The sequence below is a fragment of the Psychrobacter sp. FME5 genome, assembly GCF_014861375.1.
Lineage (GTDB): Bacteria > Pseudomonadota > Gammaproteobacteria > Pseudomonadales > Moraxellaceae > Psychrobacter.
The window spans coordinates 67,996-87,617 of the sequence record NZ_RRYX01000003.1 but is presented as its reverse complement, the minus strand read 5'-3'; the positions used below and the strand labels follow the sequence as shown (position 1 = coordinate 87,617).

General features: G+C 43.7%; 9 protein-coding genes. 4 read left to right on the top strand and 5 right to left on the bottom strand.

The annotated features are described in order from the left end of the window. Positions 1–388: 388 nt before the first annotated feature. From EI161_RS01125 to EI161_RS01115, 3 genes are all read right to left on the bottom strand, one after another. On the bottom strand, positions 389–8,173 hold the full coding sequence (locus EI161_RS01125; RefSeq protein WP_192528793.1) for a YadA-like family protein: 7,785 nt from the start codon (positions 8,171–8,173) through the stop codon (positions 389–391). A gap of 475 nt (positions 8,174–8,648) precedes the next feature. Then, on the bottom strand, positions 8,649–10,271 hold the full coding sequence (locus EI161_RS01120) for a sensor histidine kinase (RefSeq protein WP_192528792.1): 1,623 nt from the start codon (positions 10,269–10,271) through the stop codon (positions 8,649–8,651). Then, positions 10,271–10,972 (bottom strand): response regulator transcription factor, encoded by a 702-nt coding sequence (locus EI161_RS01115; protein ID WP_192528791.1) that lies wholly within the window; start codon positions 10,970–10,972, stop codon positions 10,271–10,273. Before EI161_RS01115 ends, EI161_RS01120 begins: the two co-directional genes overlap by 1 nt. A 333-nt stretch (positions 10,973–11,305) precedes the next feature. Between EI161_RS01115 and EI161_RS01110 the strand changes: the two genes are divergently transcribed. After that, positions 11,306–11,845 carry a Spy/CpxP family protein refolding chaperone gene (locus EI161_RS01110; protein WP_192528790.1) on the top strand — a complete coding sequence of 180 codons (540 nt, stop codon included), beginning with the start codon at positions 11,306–11,308 and terminating at the stop codon, positions 11,843–11,845. 102 nt (positions 11,846–11,947) lie between these two features. Here EI161_RS01110 and EI161_RS01105 read toward each other — a convergent pair whose 3' ends face one another. Both EI161_RS01105 and EI161_RS14760 read right to left on the bottom strand, forming a co-directional pair. Next, positions 11,948–13,561: a hypothetical protein gene (locus EI161_RS01105; protein ID WP_192528789.1), complete on the bottom strand. Its 1,614-nt coding sequence runs from the start codon at positions 13,559–13,561 to the stop codon at positions 11,948–11,950. Between the two features lie 66 nt (positions 13,562–13,627). Continuing rightward, positions 13,628–15,625, bottom strand: a complete 1,998-nt coding sequence (locus EI161_RS14760) for a hypothetical protein (protein WP_225735168.1) — start codon at positions 15,623–15,625, stop codon at positions 13,628–13,630. Between the two features lie 261 nt (positions 15,626–15,886). Here EI161_RS14760 and ggt point away from each other — a divergent pair, with 261 nt between their 5' ends. The 3 genes from ggt to EI161_RS01085 all read left to right on the top strand — a co-directional run bounded on the left by ggt (position 15,887) and on the right by EI161_RS01085 (position 19,256). Continuing rightward, positions 15,887–17,821 carry a gamma-glutamyltransferase gene (ggt, locus tag EI161_RS01095; RefSeq protein WP_192528796.1) on the top strand — a complete coding sequence of 645 codons (1,935 nt, stop codon included), beginning with the start codon at positions 15,887–15,889 and terminating at the stop codon, positions 17,819–17,821. 475 nt (positions 17,822–18,296) lie between these two features. Then, complete coding sequence (locus EI161_RS01090) at positions 18,297–18,731, top strand: hypothetical protein (protein WP_192528787.1); 435 nt, start codon at positions 18,297–18,299, stop codon at positions 18,729–18,731. Between the two features lie 126 nt (positions 18,732–18,857). Then, entirely contained in the window at positions 18,858–19,256 is a 399-nt protein-coding gene (locus tag EI161_RS01085; RefSeq protein WP_192528786.1) for a hypothetical protein, read from the top strand. Positions 19,257–19,622: the final 366 nt, after the last annotated feature.

Here is a 19,622-nt window from a genome sequence, read left to right as displayed (position 1 = left end):
ATGATAAGCTTAAAGCCAGCTATGAGGCTGCCGTAATTCTCGCTTGTGTCTTTATCTGGCTGCCGCTGATTTGAATTCTATACAGCCCCTAGTAACTTCCCTATTAATATCAAACCACTTCACAACGAAGTGTTTGACACGAAACCCACAATAAAACCCATTGCCGCATATTAGCAACTTTCTGGTAAAAAACAAGCTGAATGACTTAAATATATAATGGCTTGAGCATATGAGGCGTACCAATCAGTTGCTAGCAGTTGCTAGATCTCATTTTTTGTAGTACCGATTCTAGAAGCTGTATATAAAAAAGCAAGACATTAGATGTCTTGCTTTTTTGTGTATTATTAACAGTCGTAGTTGATGCTTAGCTTATTTTAACTCAGCGGTTTTAATCAAAATGGAAACCTGCACCAACCGAAGCACCTACATTGCCTTGAGTATCTGCCGTACCATTTAGTTTCATGATCCAACGACCGTCATCAAACAGTTTAGAGAAACCGATAGCCACTGCGCTCTCTCCGTTGTACGTTCCTATACCACCACCAATCAGCGATTTACCTGCAATATAAGCTTGTGGTAGTGAAGACATTGCCATCGCAGCTGAGATACCCGCGTTTGCATCATCTTCGACTTCGCCAATCTTATAACCTAGCTGATTCATGTTGTCACCCAGTCGTTTACCAACCGCATCTAGTTGAGCGAGGTTCACAGCATCTCTAGGTGCCATACCATCAGCAACATTGCTGATCTTAGTACCAGCTGCATTGATACCTGCTGAAGTCATGCTAGGGGCAGTTTCAAGGTTGCCCGCATAGATACCAGATGCGGTCATACTTGGACCATTCTTGATACTGATGCCATTGGTACTGACTGTGGTGTTACCAGTCGTCACGCTATCGACATTAATGTTGCCATTCAAGTCGAACTTAATACTACTGCCTTCTGATGTGGTGGTAATGTTATTACCACCTTTAAGGCTAAGTGGATTGGAACCGGCTTTTTTGTTGATAATAGGGCCACTATCAGCATTAAAGTTAAGTCCAGCGCCCATTTCTAAAGCAAGTACAGCGGCATCTGATTGAATACCAGTGATAACCTCTTGTAATTGTCCACCATTCACTGCGTCTTTACTTTCAAACGCAACAATACCGTTAGCAACATTGGTGATTTTGTTACCACCAGCATCAATACTTGTTTTGGTAAACTTAGGGCCGCCTGCGATGGTTAAACCGTCACCATTCATCGTCACAACACCCGTTTTTACACTTTCTATGGCAATGTCTTTATTTAGATTAAAACTGACATCGTTACTGTCTGCCGTTTTAGACACTGTAATATTGCCATCTGTGTTATTTAGGTCGACTTTGGCGCTTGGTTTTACAGTAGTAGTGGTGGCTGTATCCCCTTGTGCACTTAAATCCCAACCTTTATTGGCATCAGCGGCACTTTTCTTGACTTCGTTTAATTGTTGAACGTTGACAGCGTCAGTTTTTGCTTCACCTTTTGCAACATTGGTAATTTTATTACCGCCGTTGTTTAGGCCATTACTGCTTAGCAAGACTGTTTTACTCGGACTTTCTTCGCTAATAAACGTCACACCACTTTGATTGACTAAGGTATCACCAGCTCTTAAGCCAGTGGATGAAATCATGACATTATTACCAAAGCTCGCACTATTCAGTCCAGTGAGGTCTTTGGCTAACTTGACTGATAGTGTATCGGTACCATCAGCAATCACACCGATGTTACTGTCCGTGAGTTTTGTAGGATCGCTCACCCCACCTTTGACAATAACTCTGTCACCAAGCTTACGGTTGACATCTGTACCACTATCGCCAGCAAACGAGATACCTTTATTGAAGGTGGTGTTTATACCACTCTGAAGACCAGATAACTGCTCTTGGGTCGCGGCTTGTCCACCATCATAAACGGCATCGGCATCAAAGGTCGTATTAGACAAGCCTTTGATAGTTCCTGCCGTACCATTTATTGATACCGCATTTGTACTAGTGCCACCGACTTTAATAGTATCAGCTAGACCAAACTTTGCACCGTTACCAAAAGCGGTCGTGGTAATATTGGCATCAGTCGCCACTTGAATGGCTTCACCTAACGCGTAGGTTTTTGTATTACCATTTAGGTCAAACTTGATGCCTTTGGCAACTTTTTCGTTAGTCTCGAATAACTGACTACCGTTCACCGCATCCTTACTAGTCGCGTTCAATGTTCCAACAGCAACGTTAGTGATTTTGTTATTGCCATTGTTCAGACCATTATTAGTAAGAACCACTTGATCATTACTACCATTATATAAAGTAATACCAGCATTATTAACTTGAGTATTACCAGTAGTCACGCTACCTGTATTACCAAGATTAATATCTTTAGCCAGTCTGACAGTCAACGTATCAGCGCCATTAGCAGTGACACTAATGTTTTTCGTCGTTGGATCCGCATTGATAGTGTCGCCACCTTTAACGATCAGCTTTTCACCGAGTTTACGGTTGACATCGGTTCCACTGTCACCGCCAAAGTCCAAGCCTTTATTAATGGTAGTATTCGCTAGATTTAACTGTCCAACGTTGACCACATCAGTATCCGCTTCACCGGCTTTAACGTTAATGATCTTATTACCACCGTTGTTGAGACCGTTGCTGTTAAGTACGACTGTACGGGCTAAAGTTGGTGCCACTATAGTCATACCATTATTATTGACTGTAGTATTACCTGTTTTAACACTGTTTAGCACCAGATCTTGAGCAGTCGCAATTTTAATACCTCCTGATAAATCATCACTTAAGACCATATTATCGCCTGTGACAAAGTTGGCAGTATTGTTTGCTTTGTTAATGGTTTTGACAGCAGTACCATCAATCTGAGTCACGACAGATTGTAAGGCACTGTCGGCATTGCCCAAGCTGGTTTTAGTGTCGGCACTTAAATCCACTTTATAGTCAGTGAGATTAGTAGTCGTGTCTTTCGTATCGCTGACGGTTAAAGCTGAGCCAACTGAGACTTTTGCGCCATCGGCATTGATGGTGTAAGTGGTTAGGTTACCAACCGTCGTTGGTGTGACGTTATTAACGTTGGTACCAGCAGCAACGTCAACTTTGCCAAGATTAGAACTAAAGTCATTTAAGTCGCTGACATTGACGGCATTGTTTACGTTATTTATATCGGTGAGATCACCTGCGCTGCCAACCCCTGTGATTTGCTTGTTGCCATTATGGAGACCCGCCTTCGTCAATCTAACAGTATTGTTAGGACTACCAGTGCTTAGGAAGGTAAACCCATTTTGGTTGACTAAGCTGTTACCAACTCTTAGACCACTATTATTCATAACAGTACCACCTGTCGTCACACTATTAAGACCGGTTAAGTCTTTGGCCAGTTTGACGGTTAAGGTATCAGGACTGCTCGCCACCACACCGATGTTGTTGTCCGATAATGGCGTGGTTGCACCTCCTTTCACCGTGAGCTTTTGACCAAGCTTGCGGTTGACGGTTGTACCTGTGTCGCCATCGAAGTTGAGGCCCAAATCAATGACACTTGAGACGCCGCCTTTTAATTGAGCCACGTTCACTGCATCACTGTCGTTAGTACCGGCTGCTAGATTGACGATTTGACGATTGCCACCTTTGTCCCCGTTTCCTACTGAAACAGCGCCATATCTTGCACCACTTTGGGTATTTGTGATGGCGGTTGCATCTGCTGCACTTGTGCCTGTTGGAACATAGCCTACTGCGCCGCCTGCAACATTAGCCACCGATCCGGCACCTAAGGCCACTGAACCCTCTTCACTCGCTGAAGATCCCACACCAAAGGCTGAGGATGCGACACCCGCTGAAGAGGATTGTATACCAATGGCGGTAGACAACGCGCCTTTAGACAATGCTTTGGCACCCATAGCTATGGAGGCGGTACCATCTGATGCAGTATTCACTTGATACGGCGGGGTCTCAACAAGATCACGACCGGTATAAGCTTTGAAGGTAGTGTTGACACTACCACCATTGACGGCTGTGCTAGAAGCCCCTGTGAGATTGGCTTTAGAGGCCGCGTCTAGGTCATCACCACCAATGGCGATAGAGGATGCGCCTTTAGACACTGTGTTGGCACCCATGGCGATAGACTGCTCTCCACTGGCAGTGGTTTTTTGACCGCCTGCACTGCTACCAATCGAGATGGCTTGACTGCCAGTAGCGACTGAGTTGCGGCCCATGGCCATGGCGTTTTGTCCAGTGGCACCTTCGTTTAGATCGTTGGTACCGCCTGTTGAGTTGACGCTGTAGTACTTGGTTTTGTTGCTTGAGATGGCGGCGCCCAATTGATCGACGTTCACCGCATCGGTACCAGCCGTACCAGCATCAACCCGAGTAATCTTTTTATTACCAGCGTCGATACCTGTTTTAGTAACGCTTGGGCCACCAATAATGTTCAGACCATTAGTAGTTAACGTCGTACTAGGAATACCGAATGGACCATTTACAACTACTCCTAAACCAGTAACCGCAGTACTTCCTGCAATATTGCCTGTTGTAACACCTAAACGGTTAACGCTAGTCACAGGACCTAGACCAAATGGTGCACTGGTACCCATTTTGACGCTGCCATTAGCACCTAAATCTAGATTATTATTGAGCGCAACTTCAACTTTGCCACCGTTTACTTGCGTGGTGATATTGCTGTTAGAACCCACAACCTCAACCGCTTCACCCAAGTTCTTCTGGACAGTGTTACCATCGGCAGCTTTGATACCGAAGCCTAAGGTGGTGACTTTTCCATTAAGGTCGCTCAACTGTTCTTGAGTAGCCGCTACGCCACCAGTGTAGGTTGTCGTTGGATTGAAGGCTCTATTAGTCAGTCCTGATATTTCACCTGTATCACCATTGATTTGTACTGGATTAGCAGTACCAACGTTCACCACTGGAGCTAGGGCAAGTTTAATACCATCGCCTGTAGAGAGTGCAGCTGTGGTTAAATTGCTGTCCGTATCAAACTTGATCTCTTCCCCTAAAGCAAAGGTTTTCTTGAGACCATTATTGACGTTGAATTTAATGCCTTTAGTGATGTTGGTCGTGTTATCGCTGATGCTGTCTTTAGTCGTTTGACTTAAGTCCACTTGATAATCAGTGACGTTAGTGGCGGTGTTTTTAATGCCAGGAGTCACCGTGACTGCCGTAGAACCGCCTGATACACTGGCGCCGTCGGCATTGACGGTATATACGTCTTGACCACTGCCGCCTGTGGTTTTACCTACACTGGCCACATTAGTGCCTTTAGTTACTTCCGTTCTTGATCCTGCAGCACTGGTTACTAGCTGACTAACATTGACACCATCTTTCGGTGCAACACCGTCTTTGACGTTACTGATTACCTTACCACCTGCATCAATGCCAGATTTAGTAACGCTTGGGCCACCAATAATGTTAAGACCATTAGTAGTTAAAGTGGTACTAGGAACACCGAATGGACCATTTACAACTACTCCTAAACCAGTAACCGCAGTACTCCCTAGAACGTTGCCTGTTGTCATACCTAAACGGTTAACATTAGTCACAGGACCTAGACCAAATGGTGCACTGGTACCCATTTTGACACTACCAGTTTTTCCTAAGTCAATATTTTTGGCCAATTTGACGGTTAAGGTATCAGGACTGCTCGCCACCACACCGATGTTGTTGTCCGATAATGGCGTGGTTGCACCTCCTTTCACCGTGAGCTTTTGACCAAGCTTGCGGTTAACGGTTGTACCTGTGTCACCATCGAAGTTTAAACCATCGTCAACAGTATCACCTAAATCTTTAAGCACGCTGTTAGTCCCAAACAACTGACTACCGTTAATGGCATCGGTGCTATTAGCATCCACGACCCCCGGTGCCACGTTCTGGATTTGTCGCTCAGCACCAATAGCACCTACCGATACTGTCCTAGCGCCACTAGTTAAACCTGCGACTGGTAGATTATTTATGGCAAAAGCGCCAGTGTGCTGTGCTGCAGTAATGGATTGGTTCCCCAAAGCCACATTACCTGACTGCCCTGCAATAGCACCGCGACCTAAGGCTGTGGCATTGCTGACTGCACTGGAGGCCTGACCAATAGCTGTACCGCCAATCTGCGTTTTAGCTTTACTACCAAGCGCTACCGCGTAGTTACCCGACGTAGCGTCGTCACCCAAAGATACGGCGTGGTTACCAGACTTCGATCTCACACCAATTGCTAGACCGTTTCTAGTACCAGCCGCAGCAGAGGCGTTCCGACCAATTGCAATGCTGTCTTCGCCATTAATTATCGCACCCTCGCCAACAGCGATCGAATGCTTGTCACTGCCGTTGATCGTGACGTTGTTGCCAAGAACAAAGGAGTTGTCGGCATCGATAGTATTATTGTTACCCACCGCGTAGCTATTATTGCCGTTGACAATGTTAGGGTCACCAAATGCGCCTGAGTTGTCTCCACCAATAGTATGGCCAGTACCAACAGCAATTGAATTCTTACCGCTCACTGTATTGCTTTTACCAATCGCTATCGACTCTTTACCATCCACCACACTTCGATCGCCTAGAGCAACAGAACTAACACCATTTGCTTCTGAAACAAAGCCCATAGCCGTTGCCCATTGCTTAGTTGCCTTAGAACCAACACCAACTGCGGTACTTTGGATTCCAGTAGCACGCGTACGCGAGCCAATGGCAGTGCCTGTCAGAGTAGTAGCTTGCGCACCTTCACCTAAAGCCACTGAACGCTCGCCTAAAGCATCAGCATTGACGCCAAGCGCTGTTGCACTTTTGTTAGTTGCCTTAGCGTTTTTACCCATGGCAACAGAATTATCACCTGTCGCTTGTGCAGTTTGACCAACAGCAGTGCTGTACTGGCCTTGTGCACGAGAGTTCACACCCATCGCAGTTGCACCGTACTGATCTGCTCTTGCGCCAAAACCAACTGCGGTAGCAGAAGCTGCAAATGCTTGTGATGCAGCGCCTAATGCGGTTGATTCAGAACTCGTAGCAGAAGCACCAGTACCCATAGCAACAGAGCGATCTCCAGCTGCTTTAGCATCTATTCCAGCCGCCATTGCATCAACGCCAGTCGCACCGTCATTGTTATAATTGCCACGGGTTGAATCGGTGCTATTGACACCATAGAAGTGCGTTTTGTTAGTGACGATAGCGTTAGATACGCCTTTTAGTTGAGCCACGTTCACCGCATCACTGTCGTTGGTACCGGCTGCTAGATTGACAATCTGACGAGTACCGTCTTTTGCACTGCCCACAGAAACGGCACCAAGAGTAGTGCTGTTGGTTGCTGTAATAGCATTTCGTTCTGCTGTGCTTGCATTTGTTGGCGCAAAGCCTACTGTGCCGCCCGCAACATTAGCTACTGATCTTGAACCTAACGCTACGCCATCCTGTACTAACGCTTGTGCACCTGCGCCCAATGCTAATGCGCCTTTTTCGGTGGCTGATGATGCCACACCAAACGCTGATGAAGCGATGCCGGATGCGCTCGAATGAATGCCTATAGCAGTTGCTAAGTTACCAGCAGACCGCGCTTTGGCACCCATGGCAATAGAGGCCGCTCCACTCGCTTCAGTATGTCCACCATACCTATCACTCAACTCTAATAAATCTCGACCAGCATATTCATTAAAAGTCGTATTGACGTCACCACTATTTAGTGGACCTGCAGATATGGTGCCATCGAAGTTGGTTTTAGAGGCGGCGTCTAAATCATCACCACCAATGCCGATAGAGGATGCACCTGATGAAACAACGTTCGCACCTATGGCGATAGATTGCTCACCCGCTGCTGTTGTGTTCTGACCACTTGACCCCCCACCAATTGCTATCCCTTGACTACCTAAAACGGTGGCATTCTTACCTATAGCAATACCATGAAGAGCACTTGCTGTAGCATTAGTTCCACACTCTACTTCTGCACTACCGTCGCAAGGCACAGCAGTCGCCTGCAGACTAAACCCGAACGCAACTAACCCTAATCCAAGAGTAGTTATACGGAAAATACTGGTAGATGAAAGATTAGATGTAGTATTGATGGTAGCGTTTGAACTCACGCTAGACTTTGACGACTTACCACGCGCTTTTGCGTATTCAGCAACTGCCATAAAACAGTTTAAAGACGCATTCCAGATCACTTTATAATTGCGATTCATAACGTGTACTCCCTGACCAACTTATGAGAAAATTAACTTCCGTATTGCAGAGAGTAAAAAGGATCAAATAAAACACTTATAACTTTACAAAAATATTTGTTTTATGCTGAAATGTAACTGCTATTAGAACTTAAGCAGCAGGTAGGTTTTATATTGTATAGTCATTATCACTCTCTATATATGATTATTAACGAATATATAGAGAGTATCAATACTGTTCATCGACTATTTACTACCGCTTATCTTATATATAACAAAAAATGAATATAATAGGTGGAGATATACTCTACATTGTAAATATCTCAGAAATTCGTGCTATTTTTCTGAGATATAAATGTAAGGTTACTACTACATATTACTTGAATACATTACAAAAATAGATTGTCTATAGTCGATCCTGAATAAAATGGATACACAACGCTATAAAGCGGGACTGGTACAAATTAAGTAATATTTAAACCAACCTTTAGCGAAGCTATTCAACAGGCAGTATTATTTCAACGACCAAACCTTGAATATTATCTTTACGATTATAAACACTGATCTGGCCGTTATGCGCCATAACCACCGCATGAACGATGGCTAAGCCCAAGCCATATCCACCTGTTTCGCGGTGACGAGCCGTATCAAGCCGGACAAAAGGTTGAAAAATACGCGCTAAGTCTTTTTCTGCGATACCGCCGCCCTCGTCTATGATGCTCACTTGTATAGCAGGTATTTTATTACCTACCTGTGTTTTTATCATTTCAGCAGCGACGGCGGAGCTTGTTGATGTGTGCATAAAGGCATTACGAATAACATTTTCAAGAGCGCTATATAATTGTTCTTGATTACCCCTTACGGTGCAAGAATCTCTCAACCAACTATTGCTTGGCTGCCATTGCCAGCGCACATTTTTATGTTGGAACTCAAAACAAACATCTTTACCAATCTCGCTGATAATGTCAGAAATATCAACTGCTTCATCTTCTATATTATCGATGGTATATTGCTGCATCTGTAGCGATTGAATATGAATGATTTGTTCAATCAGCTCGTTCATTCGTGTAGATTCTTTATCGATACGGTCTAGATAGTGATTGGCATTAGGGGCAAAGTCTCGAGTCAGCTCAGTCGCCACGTCAAGACGCGCAAGTGGTGAGCGCAGCTCATGGGAGATATCGCTTAGCATCTGTCTACGAGCCAGCTCACTATCAGCCAATCGGCTTGATAGTTGCGCCACGTCTTTTGCAAGCAACCCCAGCTCATCAGAGCCCAATGTTAATAATTGTGGATTGACCTCATAATTACCATCAATCATATGGTGTACCGTATCTTGTACCCTACCGATACGCCGCGTCAGCGTACGACTGAGCCAAAAGCATACCAAAATACTAAAAAGGACAATCAATAGCAGGCGTAGCATGAAGTTACCACGCTGTAGCTCTAAGACATCTTTAAACAATAGATGCGGACGCATCTGGATGATAACGCTTTCATCATTCGGCATAACCACTGTAATCTCGGCCAACTCAGGTCGGCTATCCGTATCAGCAATGGCTTTATGAGGAGGTAGCGGTCGTAATATATCATTGAGACTAAAAGGTCTATCGACCGGATTATTACCCTTTAATTTATCATCATTTAAGCTGTAACGGCCATGAGGGTTGCTATCGCGACGCTCTTTATTGTCAGAACTACCATTCAAACTACCATTGTCTGACGACACAGAACTCTGTGAATCTGTTGTCTGACCTGGCTCTCGACGGCTTTGCCGCATCCGATATCTAGGAAACATGATAGCGCCTTGCTGGTCATATATCCTTATTTGGCTCATGAGCCTACGATCTTCGCTATAAATTTGCTTAACGGTAGATAAATCACCTGCTTGTAAAGATGTCACCAATCGCTCACGCTGCGTCAATAGCTTTTCAATTTGCGAGTCCATGCGTGTCGCCAGCTCTTGCTCATTAAGCCAGCGCTCAACCAAAATAGACAATACAGAGGTGATAAGAATCATCGATAGCAAGCTCAAAAAGAGTCGCCAAAATAGTGTCATATGTATGCGAAATTTCGATTTTTTTATCGCTGAACTTGCCATCTTAGTCGCGTCTGTCATTAAAGCACCAACTGATAACCTTTGCCACGAATCGCCTTGATTGGCTCATCATGAAAAGGCTGGAGTTTTTTACGTAGGCGCGAGACATGGACATCGAGGCTACGGTCGAATGGTTGTAATTCACGTTGCAAGACATGTTTTGATAACCATGCTTTACTCACCACCTCGCCTTTTTGTTTTAATAAAGCGACGAGTAAATCAAACTCTGTGCCAGTAACTTGTAGCTCTGTACCATCTATTTGACAAAGCCGCTGGTTTTGATCCAGATGCAACCGACTGTCTGGTAGCACAGCGTGCTCTGATGTGGCGACACCAGATGCTATAGTGCGGCTACGCTTGATAACGGCATTGATACGTGCCAGCAATTCTCGAGGATTACAGGGTTTGGTAATATAATCATCCGCACCCAGCTCCAGTCCGATAATGCGATCAATCTCCTCCCCTTTTGCGGTCAGCATAATGACAGGAATATCACTAATAGCTGGCAGCTGACGTAGCACGCTGAGCCCATCTATCTTTGGCATCATAATATCAAGCACCAATAAATCATAAGGCAAATCGTCATGCAGCGCTGTTTTCAGTCGCTCTATGACGGCTTCACCATCATGAACACAATCACAGCGAATACCGTGATTATGCAAATACTCTTGCAATAATTGAGTCAACTCTTCGTCATCGTCACCCAATAAAATATTTGGCATGTCCATCCTCTTGTAACTCACTCTTATTATTACTCATATAGTTGATTCACTTTAAAGCCGATACGTGTGCTACCAACCTATCGACTCTATTTAGCACTGCCTATATTATCAGGCAAGCGCCTATCAATGCGCTATAAACGTTACCTTTCTTAATACTTCATAAATGTTCGTAACTTCTAACTGACGTATGATAGCGGCTATCAGCAACCAATCCTGATGGCAAGTAGTGATGAATAGTAGCTATTCGGGACACTTATCATTGATAGGCTTATCAGATAAAAACTGACTTTTTCGCAATCAATAACGTATGCACTATAAATTAAGGTAATAACAATGAAAAAATTATTAATAGGCTCAGTATTAGCAATGTCTAGCATTTTCACCGTAACGGCTTGCACCAGTGTTAATGCCACCACCGACACTGCACCAACGACCAGCAAAATGCAGCACCATAAAAATGGCATGAAAAACGCCATGAATAAAGACGGTATGAAAGGGCCAATGGCACAGCTGGATTTGACAGCCGAGCAGCAAGCGCAAATCAAAGCTATCATGAAAGAAAAATATAGTGGTCACAAAAATGATCGCACGAAATACCAAGCAGAACGTGCGCAAACGCAAAAACAAATCCAAGCGTTAACCAGTGCCAGTACGTTAAACAACGCCGCTGTCAATCGCTTGGCTGACCAGCAAGCGGCAAAAACCAAGCAGCGCTTTATCGAACGTATTCAAACCCAACATGCAATCTCTCAAGTACTGACTGCCGAACAGCGTCAAAAAATGGCGCAATTAAAATCAGAAAGACAAGCAAAAGGTCATCATGGTGCAAAAAATCGTAAAATGCATGGTAAGCACCATCAACAAGGCTTGTAATTGACCACTGCTTTTTAATTGATAGGACATTTATCTAAAAAAGCGCATCGGTTAGCCGGTGCGCTTTTTAGGTTTTTAAACCAAGGTTTAACCAGATTTCGCTCAGTCAATCGAACCAAACTTCTTTTTAGCCATTGGCATGACACTAAACATCATCTTACCCATCGCAGTACCATTGCCATCACGATAATATTGCATCAGCTCGCTGCCATACTCTCGCATATCGATACTATTACTGGCGTTTGGTACTTGACTATTACTGGGTAAGTTGGGAAATGCCTTGTCTTTAGCGCTTATAGCGGAGTATTGCTGTAAAACATCTACGACCATATTCTTATTAGAGACAGTTTCGCTCGGTAGCTCACGACGCAGATGCTGCCATTTAAGCTGACCCCGCTTATCAAATCCATACAGCGCTTGCATCTCTGTATTTGCTAGCATTGCACCTTCTACCGCCTCTTCTTTTGTTTCACTACCACTGTCGATGCCGCTTTTTATCATTGCCAACATTTGCTGTACTAATGCTTTACTGGTAAATTTATCAGTATTAGTCTCGCCTAGCTCGTAAGATTCACTTTCTTTGACTAGCTCTGGATATCGCTGACCAATCCGCTCGTAGACGATGCGCATGTAGTCTTGATAAAACTGCTCATAACTCTCGACACTTTGTACACGGCGAATGACTTGGTTACTTGCCAGCATGGCTGGTAGCTGATGCGCAGGTAACTTAGGAGAAAGCGAGGCTAGCGTAGTAGGAGCGACATAATCAAACTGGCTAATAGGTGCGGCATCAAATGTGGCATCTAGCGCCGCAAAATGACTTTTTATCAACTCACTACCAAAGCCCTTGGGTAAGCTACCATCATCAATGGCTAGCTTTAGCCACTTATTACGCCACTTTGTACCGAGCTTATCGTCTAACAGTTCTGAATTAAACATCGCAAAATTATCTGCCCATAGATACATATTACCGTTTTTAAAATCGATATACATAGGCTGATTGATGCTGCTTTGATGGTTGCGCGCCTGATAATGTATGCTCGCCAGCATAGTCGCCTTGCCAGCCATTGGCTGATAAACGCCTTGTGCATTGATAGATAGTGGCTTTAGCACATAAGCATCTAGCAGCTTTGCTTTTTTGACATCTTGCGCTGTCGCTCGATCATCGTAACTATCAAATAGCTGTTGGTAAGATGCTGGCACGGTGATATCACTATCATATTTACTGTCTACCCATGCCTCATACGCATTCGTGCACTCAAGGTAGCGGTCTTTCAGCGTCGTTCGCTCAGCGTCATAACCCACCGCCAAAATGTCTTTATTTTGTGCTGCTGCCTGAGCAAGTAAGACGGTATATGCTTGATCATGTGTGTCTTCGCAGTATTCATAAATATAATCTGAGGCGACTGGCTCTTTGGCATCTACTTTAGTATTTATATCACTAAACTGCTGCTCGTTACTAATCTCAAGATTACTATGATAACTAAAAGACTGGCGGCGCTGTTTTTGTAATGCAGTTGCCAATGCTGCTTTTGCTGCCGCTGGCGTTTGCTTGGCAGTCATAGCATTGGATTGGCTAGGATTGGTAGATTGGCAGCCTGTTAATAATAGTGCCCCTGTTACCAATACACTAGCAAATAGGCGATTGCCATTGAGAACTGACGCAAGGCTAACTGACGAAAGACGACTTGCAATGATTTGATGTACTGTTTTCATTTTTTATCCTTAATAAATATTGACTTAGACGTAATAAAATAGCGCTATTTAACCGCTTTTCTATTATCAGTATTTTTGGTCATCGTCATCGTCATAATCATTCTCTGCCACATCATCAGCGTAATCGCTAACATAGTCATCATAATCATCATCGTAATCAATACTGCTCCCACTATAATCGTAGCGCGCCTCACGTGCTGCTTGCAGTCTGTCTTTTTGTTGGCGTTGCTCTGCAATCCATGCATTGCCATCGATAGCAGCTTTAGCGTTTACGCCAAAAGACTCGGTCAATAAAGGCGTTAGCGCATGGTTATTAAAGCTACTTTTATCATAGCGTATTTGGTTTAGCACGCTGGTGGTCGAACCCATCAAGTCGCCGCCGATATTTATCCGCTGCTGCTTGGCAAGCAGGCGATCTGAGCTGTCTAAATAATAGTGATTTATCTGATTAAAAGAGATCGGACCAATGGCCTCAATGAGCTGCAATAGCGCGCCCACATCCGCACTTTGATAGCCTTTATTGTATAGCTGCACTTTCGCAAGCGCAGTTTTCAGCATCGCGCCATCAGGATATTTCTGTGGATTGGCATCGACATAATCCTGTAGCGACTGTGTCATGTATTTTAGGGTTTTGCCGATCATCTCACCGCTTTGCTTGCTACCGAAATGCAGCTTTACAGCGCGGCTCGCGCCGACTTCTTTGGCAAAGGCATCATGACGAATATCTACCGCGCTAAAGTGCTCAGGCGCTAACTCTGCCATGCTGCTCTGTATAGCAGCAATGGCAGCATCATAAAGGACTGCTGGTGGCAGCTGCGCCGTAATAGCTTCAGGCAAGCCAAAACTGACGGTATTTGAGGCCATTTGGTTAGGTAAAGGGGTGTTTTCAGGGTTAACGAGCGCCACGATAGGCATAATTGCTGACGGGTCTACCGTAACTTTACTATGGTTAAAATCGAATGCTAACGGTATCTGTACGGATGAGCTAATCGTCGGCGTCACATAGTCATAGCTATAGACGCTTTGCAGTTGTCGTTGTTTGGGTTTGTACTGACTGACACTATTAAACGTTAAGTTTTGATATTGATAAGCATTTGACGCGGCTATCTGTTCCGGCGTGCGATGGAACATACTCAGCATTTGACCGATGATGCCAGTAGATGGCATTGATGATTGGCTATCTTCTACAGCTTTTGACTGCTGTTTGGCCATCTGTACGGTTTCATAGTTTTTTAATAGGTTTTTGGGCTTTAGGTTTGAGACCCCTGAGAGAAGACCGCCCTCTGCATTGCCATATTCATTATCGCCATCTCTGTCGTAACCCTCTCGATTATAGCCATCCTCATAGTAGCGATGATAATCATCAACAGTTTCATCGGCATCGATGACATCATAATCGCCATATTCACTGATATCTTTCACGTCATCTACTACTGCTGTTGCCGCATCCGCTATTGTCAGTTCATCACTATCTCCATAGCTATCGTTAACTCTCTCGTCATTATCATTCGATCCGCTCTCATTATAGTCCATACCCTCATCTATGCTTTCAGGTTCATAAGCATAAGCTTCTATAATCGTTCTAAGTAAGCTACTAGAGCCTGCATCTATGCTATCTGGGTCAATAAAAGGGACGGCATGATAATTGGCTTGCGCGACTGCCACATGTTCTGTTGCCAGATGCTGACGAATAGCAGCAAGTAAATGTGACTTGGCTTGATTGTCCGTATTGGGGTTTTTGCTTTGATCAAATAGCTGTTGATAGCGCTTAGATTTGGCTGTTATCTCGGCATTAAACGCGCGTCCTTGTGCTTGGTTTTGTACACTATCGGCAGTATTAAAATCAATCATACTTTTTGATGCCGCAGACGATGATAGCGTTGGGCTTGATTGACAGCCTGTCAGCCCAAAAGCCGCACCGCCAAGCAGTAATGCGCAGCCTGTGATGGAGATTAATTTGCGCGACTGATGTGAACGCTCGGTATGATTATTGGCAGATAACTGGTGATGAGTCATGTCAGAGTAACGCTGTTGTTCGCGATTATCACTATGGTTGAATGACATAAAAGTCCCTTTATACATATAAAAAGTCGATAATAAGTGGGTATTATTGAGTATACTTATAACACAAGGCGTTACAATTTAGTAAGATTAGAGCGTATTTCTTAAGAAAGTTTTTTAGAATTTCTGATAAGACTATTTGCTTATAAAATGTAGAGCTAGTGACTATTTAGTGACTATTTTAACCGCTTTATTTTTATAGCTTAGCTGCTACGAACCCAGTTTCATCACTTGCGTAAAAAGGAACTTATAATGCCAAGCTCAATGTCAAAAAACACCACTCATACTTCTCGCGATATCTTTCAAGATAGATCGAAAATTAAAGCCGCTATCTTGTTAATCAGCAGTACGTTTTTAGTATCGCTATCTGCTCATGCTGCTGAATCGACAATCAACCAATCAAATACCATCAACCCAACATCGATTAATACCAGTGCTATCAATCTAGCGATTATGACTGATAATCCTACCGTATTGTCTGAAACTCAGCGTGTTACACCAGCAACAAGTAATGTCCTTACCCCCACGACTAACACTGCCAAAACCGATCAAGCCATTTACTCAGCTGACGCGATTCATCATCCAGTCTGGGCAAAGAATGGCATGGTCGCCACCCAAGAAGCGCTGGCTTCTGATATCGGACTCAAAATTTTAAAAGACGGTGGTAATGCGGTTGATGCTGGGGTCGCCGTTGGCTTTGCCTTAGCAGTGACCTTACCGCGTGCTGGAAACATCGGCGGTGGTGGTTTTATGATGATTTATGATGCCAAGCAAGGCAAAACAGTGGCACTCGATTACCGTGAAAAAGCGCCGAGTAGCGCCTCGCGTGATATGTATCTCGATGAAGAAGGCAATGCGGTCAGTGATTTATCACGCTATCATGGCTTAGCGATTGGGGTTCCGGGGACAGTCGCAGGATTACTTAAAGCGTTAGAAGATCATGGCACCATGAGTCGCGGACAAGTGATGGCACCAGCCATTGTACTGGCTGAGGACGGTATAGAAGTGACTGCAGGTCTATCCGAGTCACTAGAAGCCCTAAGCGATCGTTTGCAAAAATGGCCAAGTACTAAAAAGATATTTTTTAAAGCCGATGGCAGCGCCTATCAACCCGGTGAGCGTTTAAAACAACCTGAACTGGCAAAATCACTTAAGCTTGTTGCGGCAAAAGGTGCCGATGGGTTTTATAAAGGGGAAACGGCCAAAAAACTGGTAAAAGCGGTTAATGAAGCTGGCGGTAGCATGAGCCTAGAAGACTTAGCCAATTACGAAGCTATTGCTCGCGAGCCAGTCAAAGGGGAGTATCGTGGTTATGAGATTGTGTCGATGCCACCACCCTCTTCTGGCGGTATACACATCGTACAGATTTTAAATATCTTAGAAGGCTATCCGCTAAAAGACTACGGTCAAAACAGCGCGCAAACGATTCACTTAATGGCTGAAGCAATGCAGTTGGCTTATGCGGATCGAGCGGAGTATTTGGGGGATTCTGATTTTATCGATGTGCCTGCCAGCGGCTTAACCTCACAAGCTTATGCGGATAAACTGCGCGCGTTGATTAATCCAGAAAAAGCCACGCCAGCGTCTACCGTTAAGGCAAATAATCCACTACCTTATGAAAGCGATCAAACCACGCATTTCTCTATCGTTGATAAAGACGGCAATGCGATAGCCAATACCTATACGCTGAACTTTTCTTACGGTACGGGTCTTGTCGCTGACGGCACAGGCATTTTACTCAATAATGAGATGGATGATTTTTCTGCCAAACCGGGTGTGCCAAATGGTTATGGATTATTAGGCGGTGAAGCAAATGCGGTAGAAGCTAATAAACGGCCGTTATCCTCGATGAGTCCGACAATCGTATTTAAAGACAGTAAACCTTATATCGTCACTGGTAGCCCCGGTGGTAGCCGCATTATTACTACCGTCGCGCAAGTGATCTCTAACGTCATCGATCATGATATGAATATCGCTGAAGCGACACACGCACCGCGTATCCATGACCAATGGCTGCCCGATGAGATTCGAGTCGAAAAAGCGCTGAATGTCGATACTATTCAAAAGCTAGAATCAATGGGGCACAAAGTTAGCCCACAATCAGCCATGGGCTCAACCCAGTCGATTATGATGACCCCAAATGGCGTCTATGGTTCTTCTGACCCACGTATCGTCGATGCGGCGGTGGTTGGGTATTAATCATATCACTGAGTTCTATTATGCAATCAATAAAACTCGTATTACTCATGACCAGCACACCAGGACTAGCAGCCTATGAAACTACTTTAGGTTTTTAATCGACTCGCAAATGCAGACAAAATATTTAGAATAATGATTTTGGCAACGCCGTAGTAAAATGTACAACTGCGGTAAGCTGGAAAACAGGCAAGCCTCTTTTTTCTTTAATCCCCAAAAGCTGAGCATATTCATTTTGGCGAGATATCTGGTGGCGTTGAAGGTTTTAGAGCAAAGTACAATTTGAATAACAGGAATATGAGGTTTGCTTGTAAAAATGGCACAGTTACTCCTGTTCATATAAGTAGCTCGTAGTAACCGATTAAAGGCTTAGTTTTAATAGTTAGCTGCGACTTAGTTTATTCTATTTATATGATTATCGTAGATATAGATAATGCTATCGCTACGTCATTCAAGGCTAACCAATAGGAGCAACATTATGAACATCATCAGCACTATCATAGCAGGTGTTTGCCTACTCTCTCTCACCGCTTGCGATAATCTTCGAAACTGGAATAGTGGATATTTATCGGGAGGAACAGATTACTTATCAGATAACAATGGAATGATTATTGATTGTAGAGGAAACAACTTAAGTCTGAAGCATAAACCATCGTCAGAAGCTGATAGATTTTGGCAGGCTAATAATTTGCCTAAAGGAACTACTGACTTTGTCTGTAAAGACGGCAAAGCCTACTTACCTAGTAAAGTAACTGACTGTCAAGGTAATCTCATCGCTAAACAATCAGGCGGTATTAGCCAGTTCAAGCTCAACAATAATTTCCCCAGATATAAAGATGGTGAAATGGTTTGGTACACCATGTTCAACTGTCAAGGCAGTAAAGTTGTTCCTATAGATTATACTAATAAGTAGTGCGTCTTTATAGTCTCTGCTTTTAATGATGTATTGATGCGTTCAACTCCTTTTTTTACCGCTATGGAAAATAATAAAAATCTGTTTTATCGATACGTCATTCAAGGTTAATCAAGGAGCAGAATTATGAAAATTATTAGAGCTGTCTTAATTACCATCTGCCTTCTACCTCTTAATGCGTGTCTCGATATGAACGCTGCACTACAAGGAGGTGGAAAATATTTGAAAGATGATCAAGGAAGATTAGTGGGAGACTGCAGAGGAAATAATTTAAGCATGGAGCTTTCAATTTCAGATGCTGATACATTTTGGCAAGATAATAACTTGCCGAAAGGAACCTATGACTTCGTTTGTAAAGATGGTAAAGCCTACTTGCCTAGCAAAGTCACAGATTGTCAAAATAATCTCATTGCTAAGCAGTCTGGTGGTGTTGAAGGATTTAGATCAAAGTACAACTTAAATAACGGAAATATGAGATTCACTTGTAACAATGGCACGGTTACTCCTGTTCCTTTGAGCAGCTAGTTAAAAAAACCGTCGCACTACCTACCAGTCTTAACATGATATTAAATACTGGCTATATCAAAAATGCCTGACATTACGATTTGGCACTAGCTTGATGGATGATGATTTATATTTTTTCATACGTTAAAACTTAAGTATTTACCATGAAAACTCACTTATGGTATTGATTTTATAGGCATAAAAAATGTTTTTTACATGTTTTTACTCAGTCTTATAGGTTTGAATCAGTAGCTGCCCGCGCCAAATAATGCTATTATTAACGACCAAATTTAAACGGTAAAAATACAAGTTTTAGCGTTCTACTGCGTCTTAAAAAAGCATAAAGTATTGATAATAAAAATTTTATCATCATACAACCCATTCCTT

Bases quoted from the DNA above. Each gene is read 5' to 3' on its own strand.
- EI161_RS01125 (WP_192528793.1), bottom strand. From the start codon at position 8,173: ATGAATCGCAATTATAAAGTGATCTGGAATGCGTCTTTAAACTGTTTT.
- EI161_RS01120 (WP_192528792.1), bottom strand. From the start codon at position 10,271: ATGACAGACGCGACTAAGATGGCAAGTTCAGCGATAAAAAAATCGAAA.
- EI161_RS01115 (WP_192528791.1), bottom strand. From the start codon at position 10,972: ATGCCAAATATTTTATTGGGTGACGATGACGAAGAGTTGACTCAATTA.
- EI161_RS01110 (WP_192528790.1), top strand. From the start codon at position 11,306: ATGAAAAAATTATTAATAGGCTCAGTATTAGCAATGTCTAGCATTTTC.
- EI161_RS01105 (WP_192528789.1), bottom strand. From the start codon at position 13,561: ATGAAAACAGTACATCAAATCATTGCAAGTCGTCTTTCGTCAGTTAGC.
- EI161_RS14760 (WP_225735168.1), bottom strand. From the start codon at position 15,625: ATGTCATTCAACCATAGTGATAATCGCGAACAACAGCGTTACTCTGAC.
- ggt (WP_192528796.1), top strand. From the start codon at position 15,887: ATGTCAAAAAACACCACTCATACTTCTCGCGATATCTTTCAAGATAGA.
- EI161_RS01090 (WP_192528787.1), top strand. From the start codon at position 18,297: ATGAACATCATCAGCACTATCATAGCAGGTGTTTGCCTACTCTCTCTC.
- EI161_RS01085 (WP_192528786.1), top strand. From the start codon at position 18,858: ATGAAAATTATTAGAGCTGTCTTAATTACCATCTGCCTTCTACCTCTT.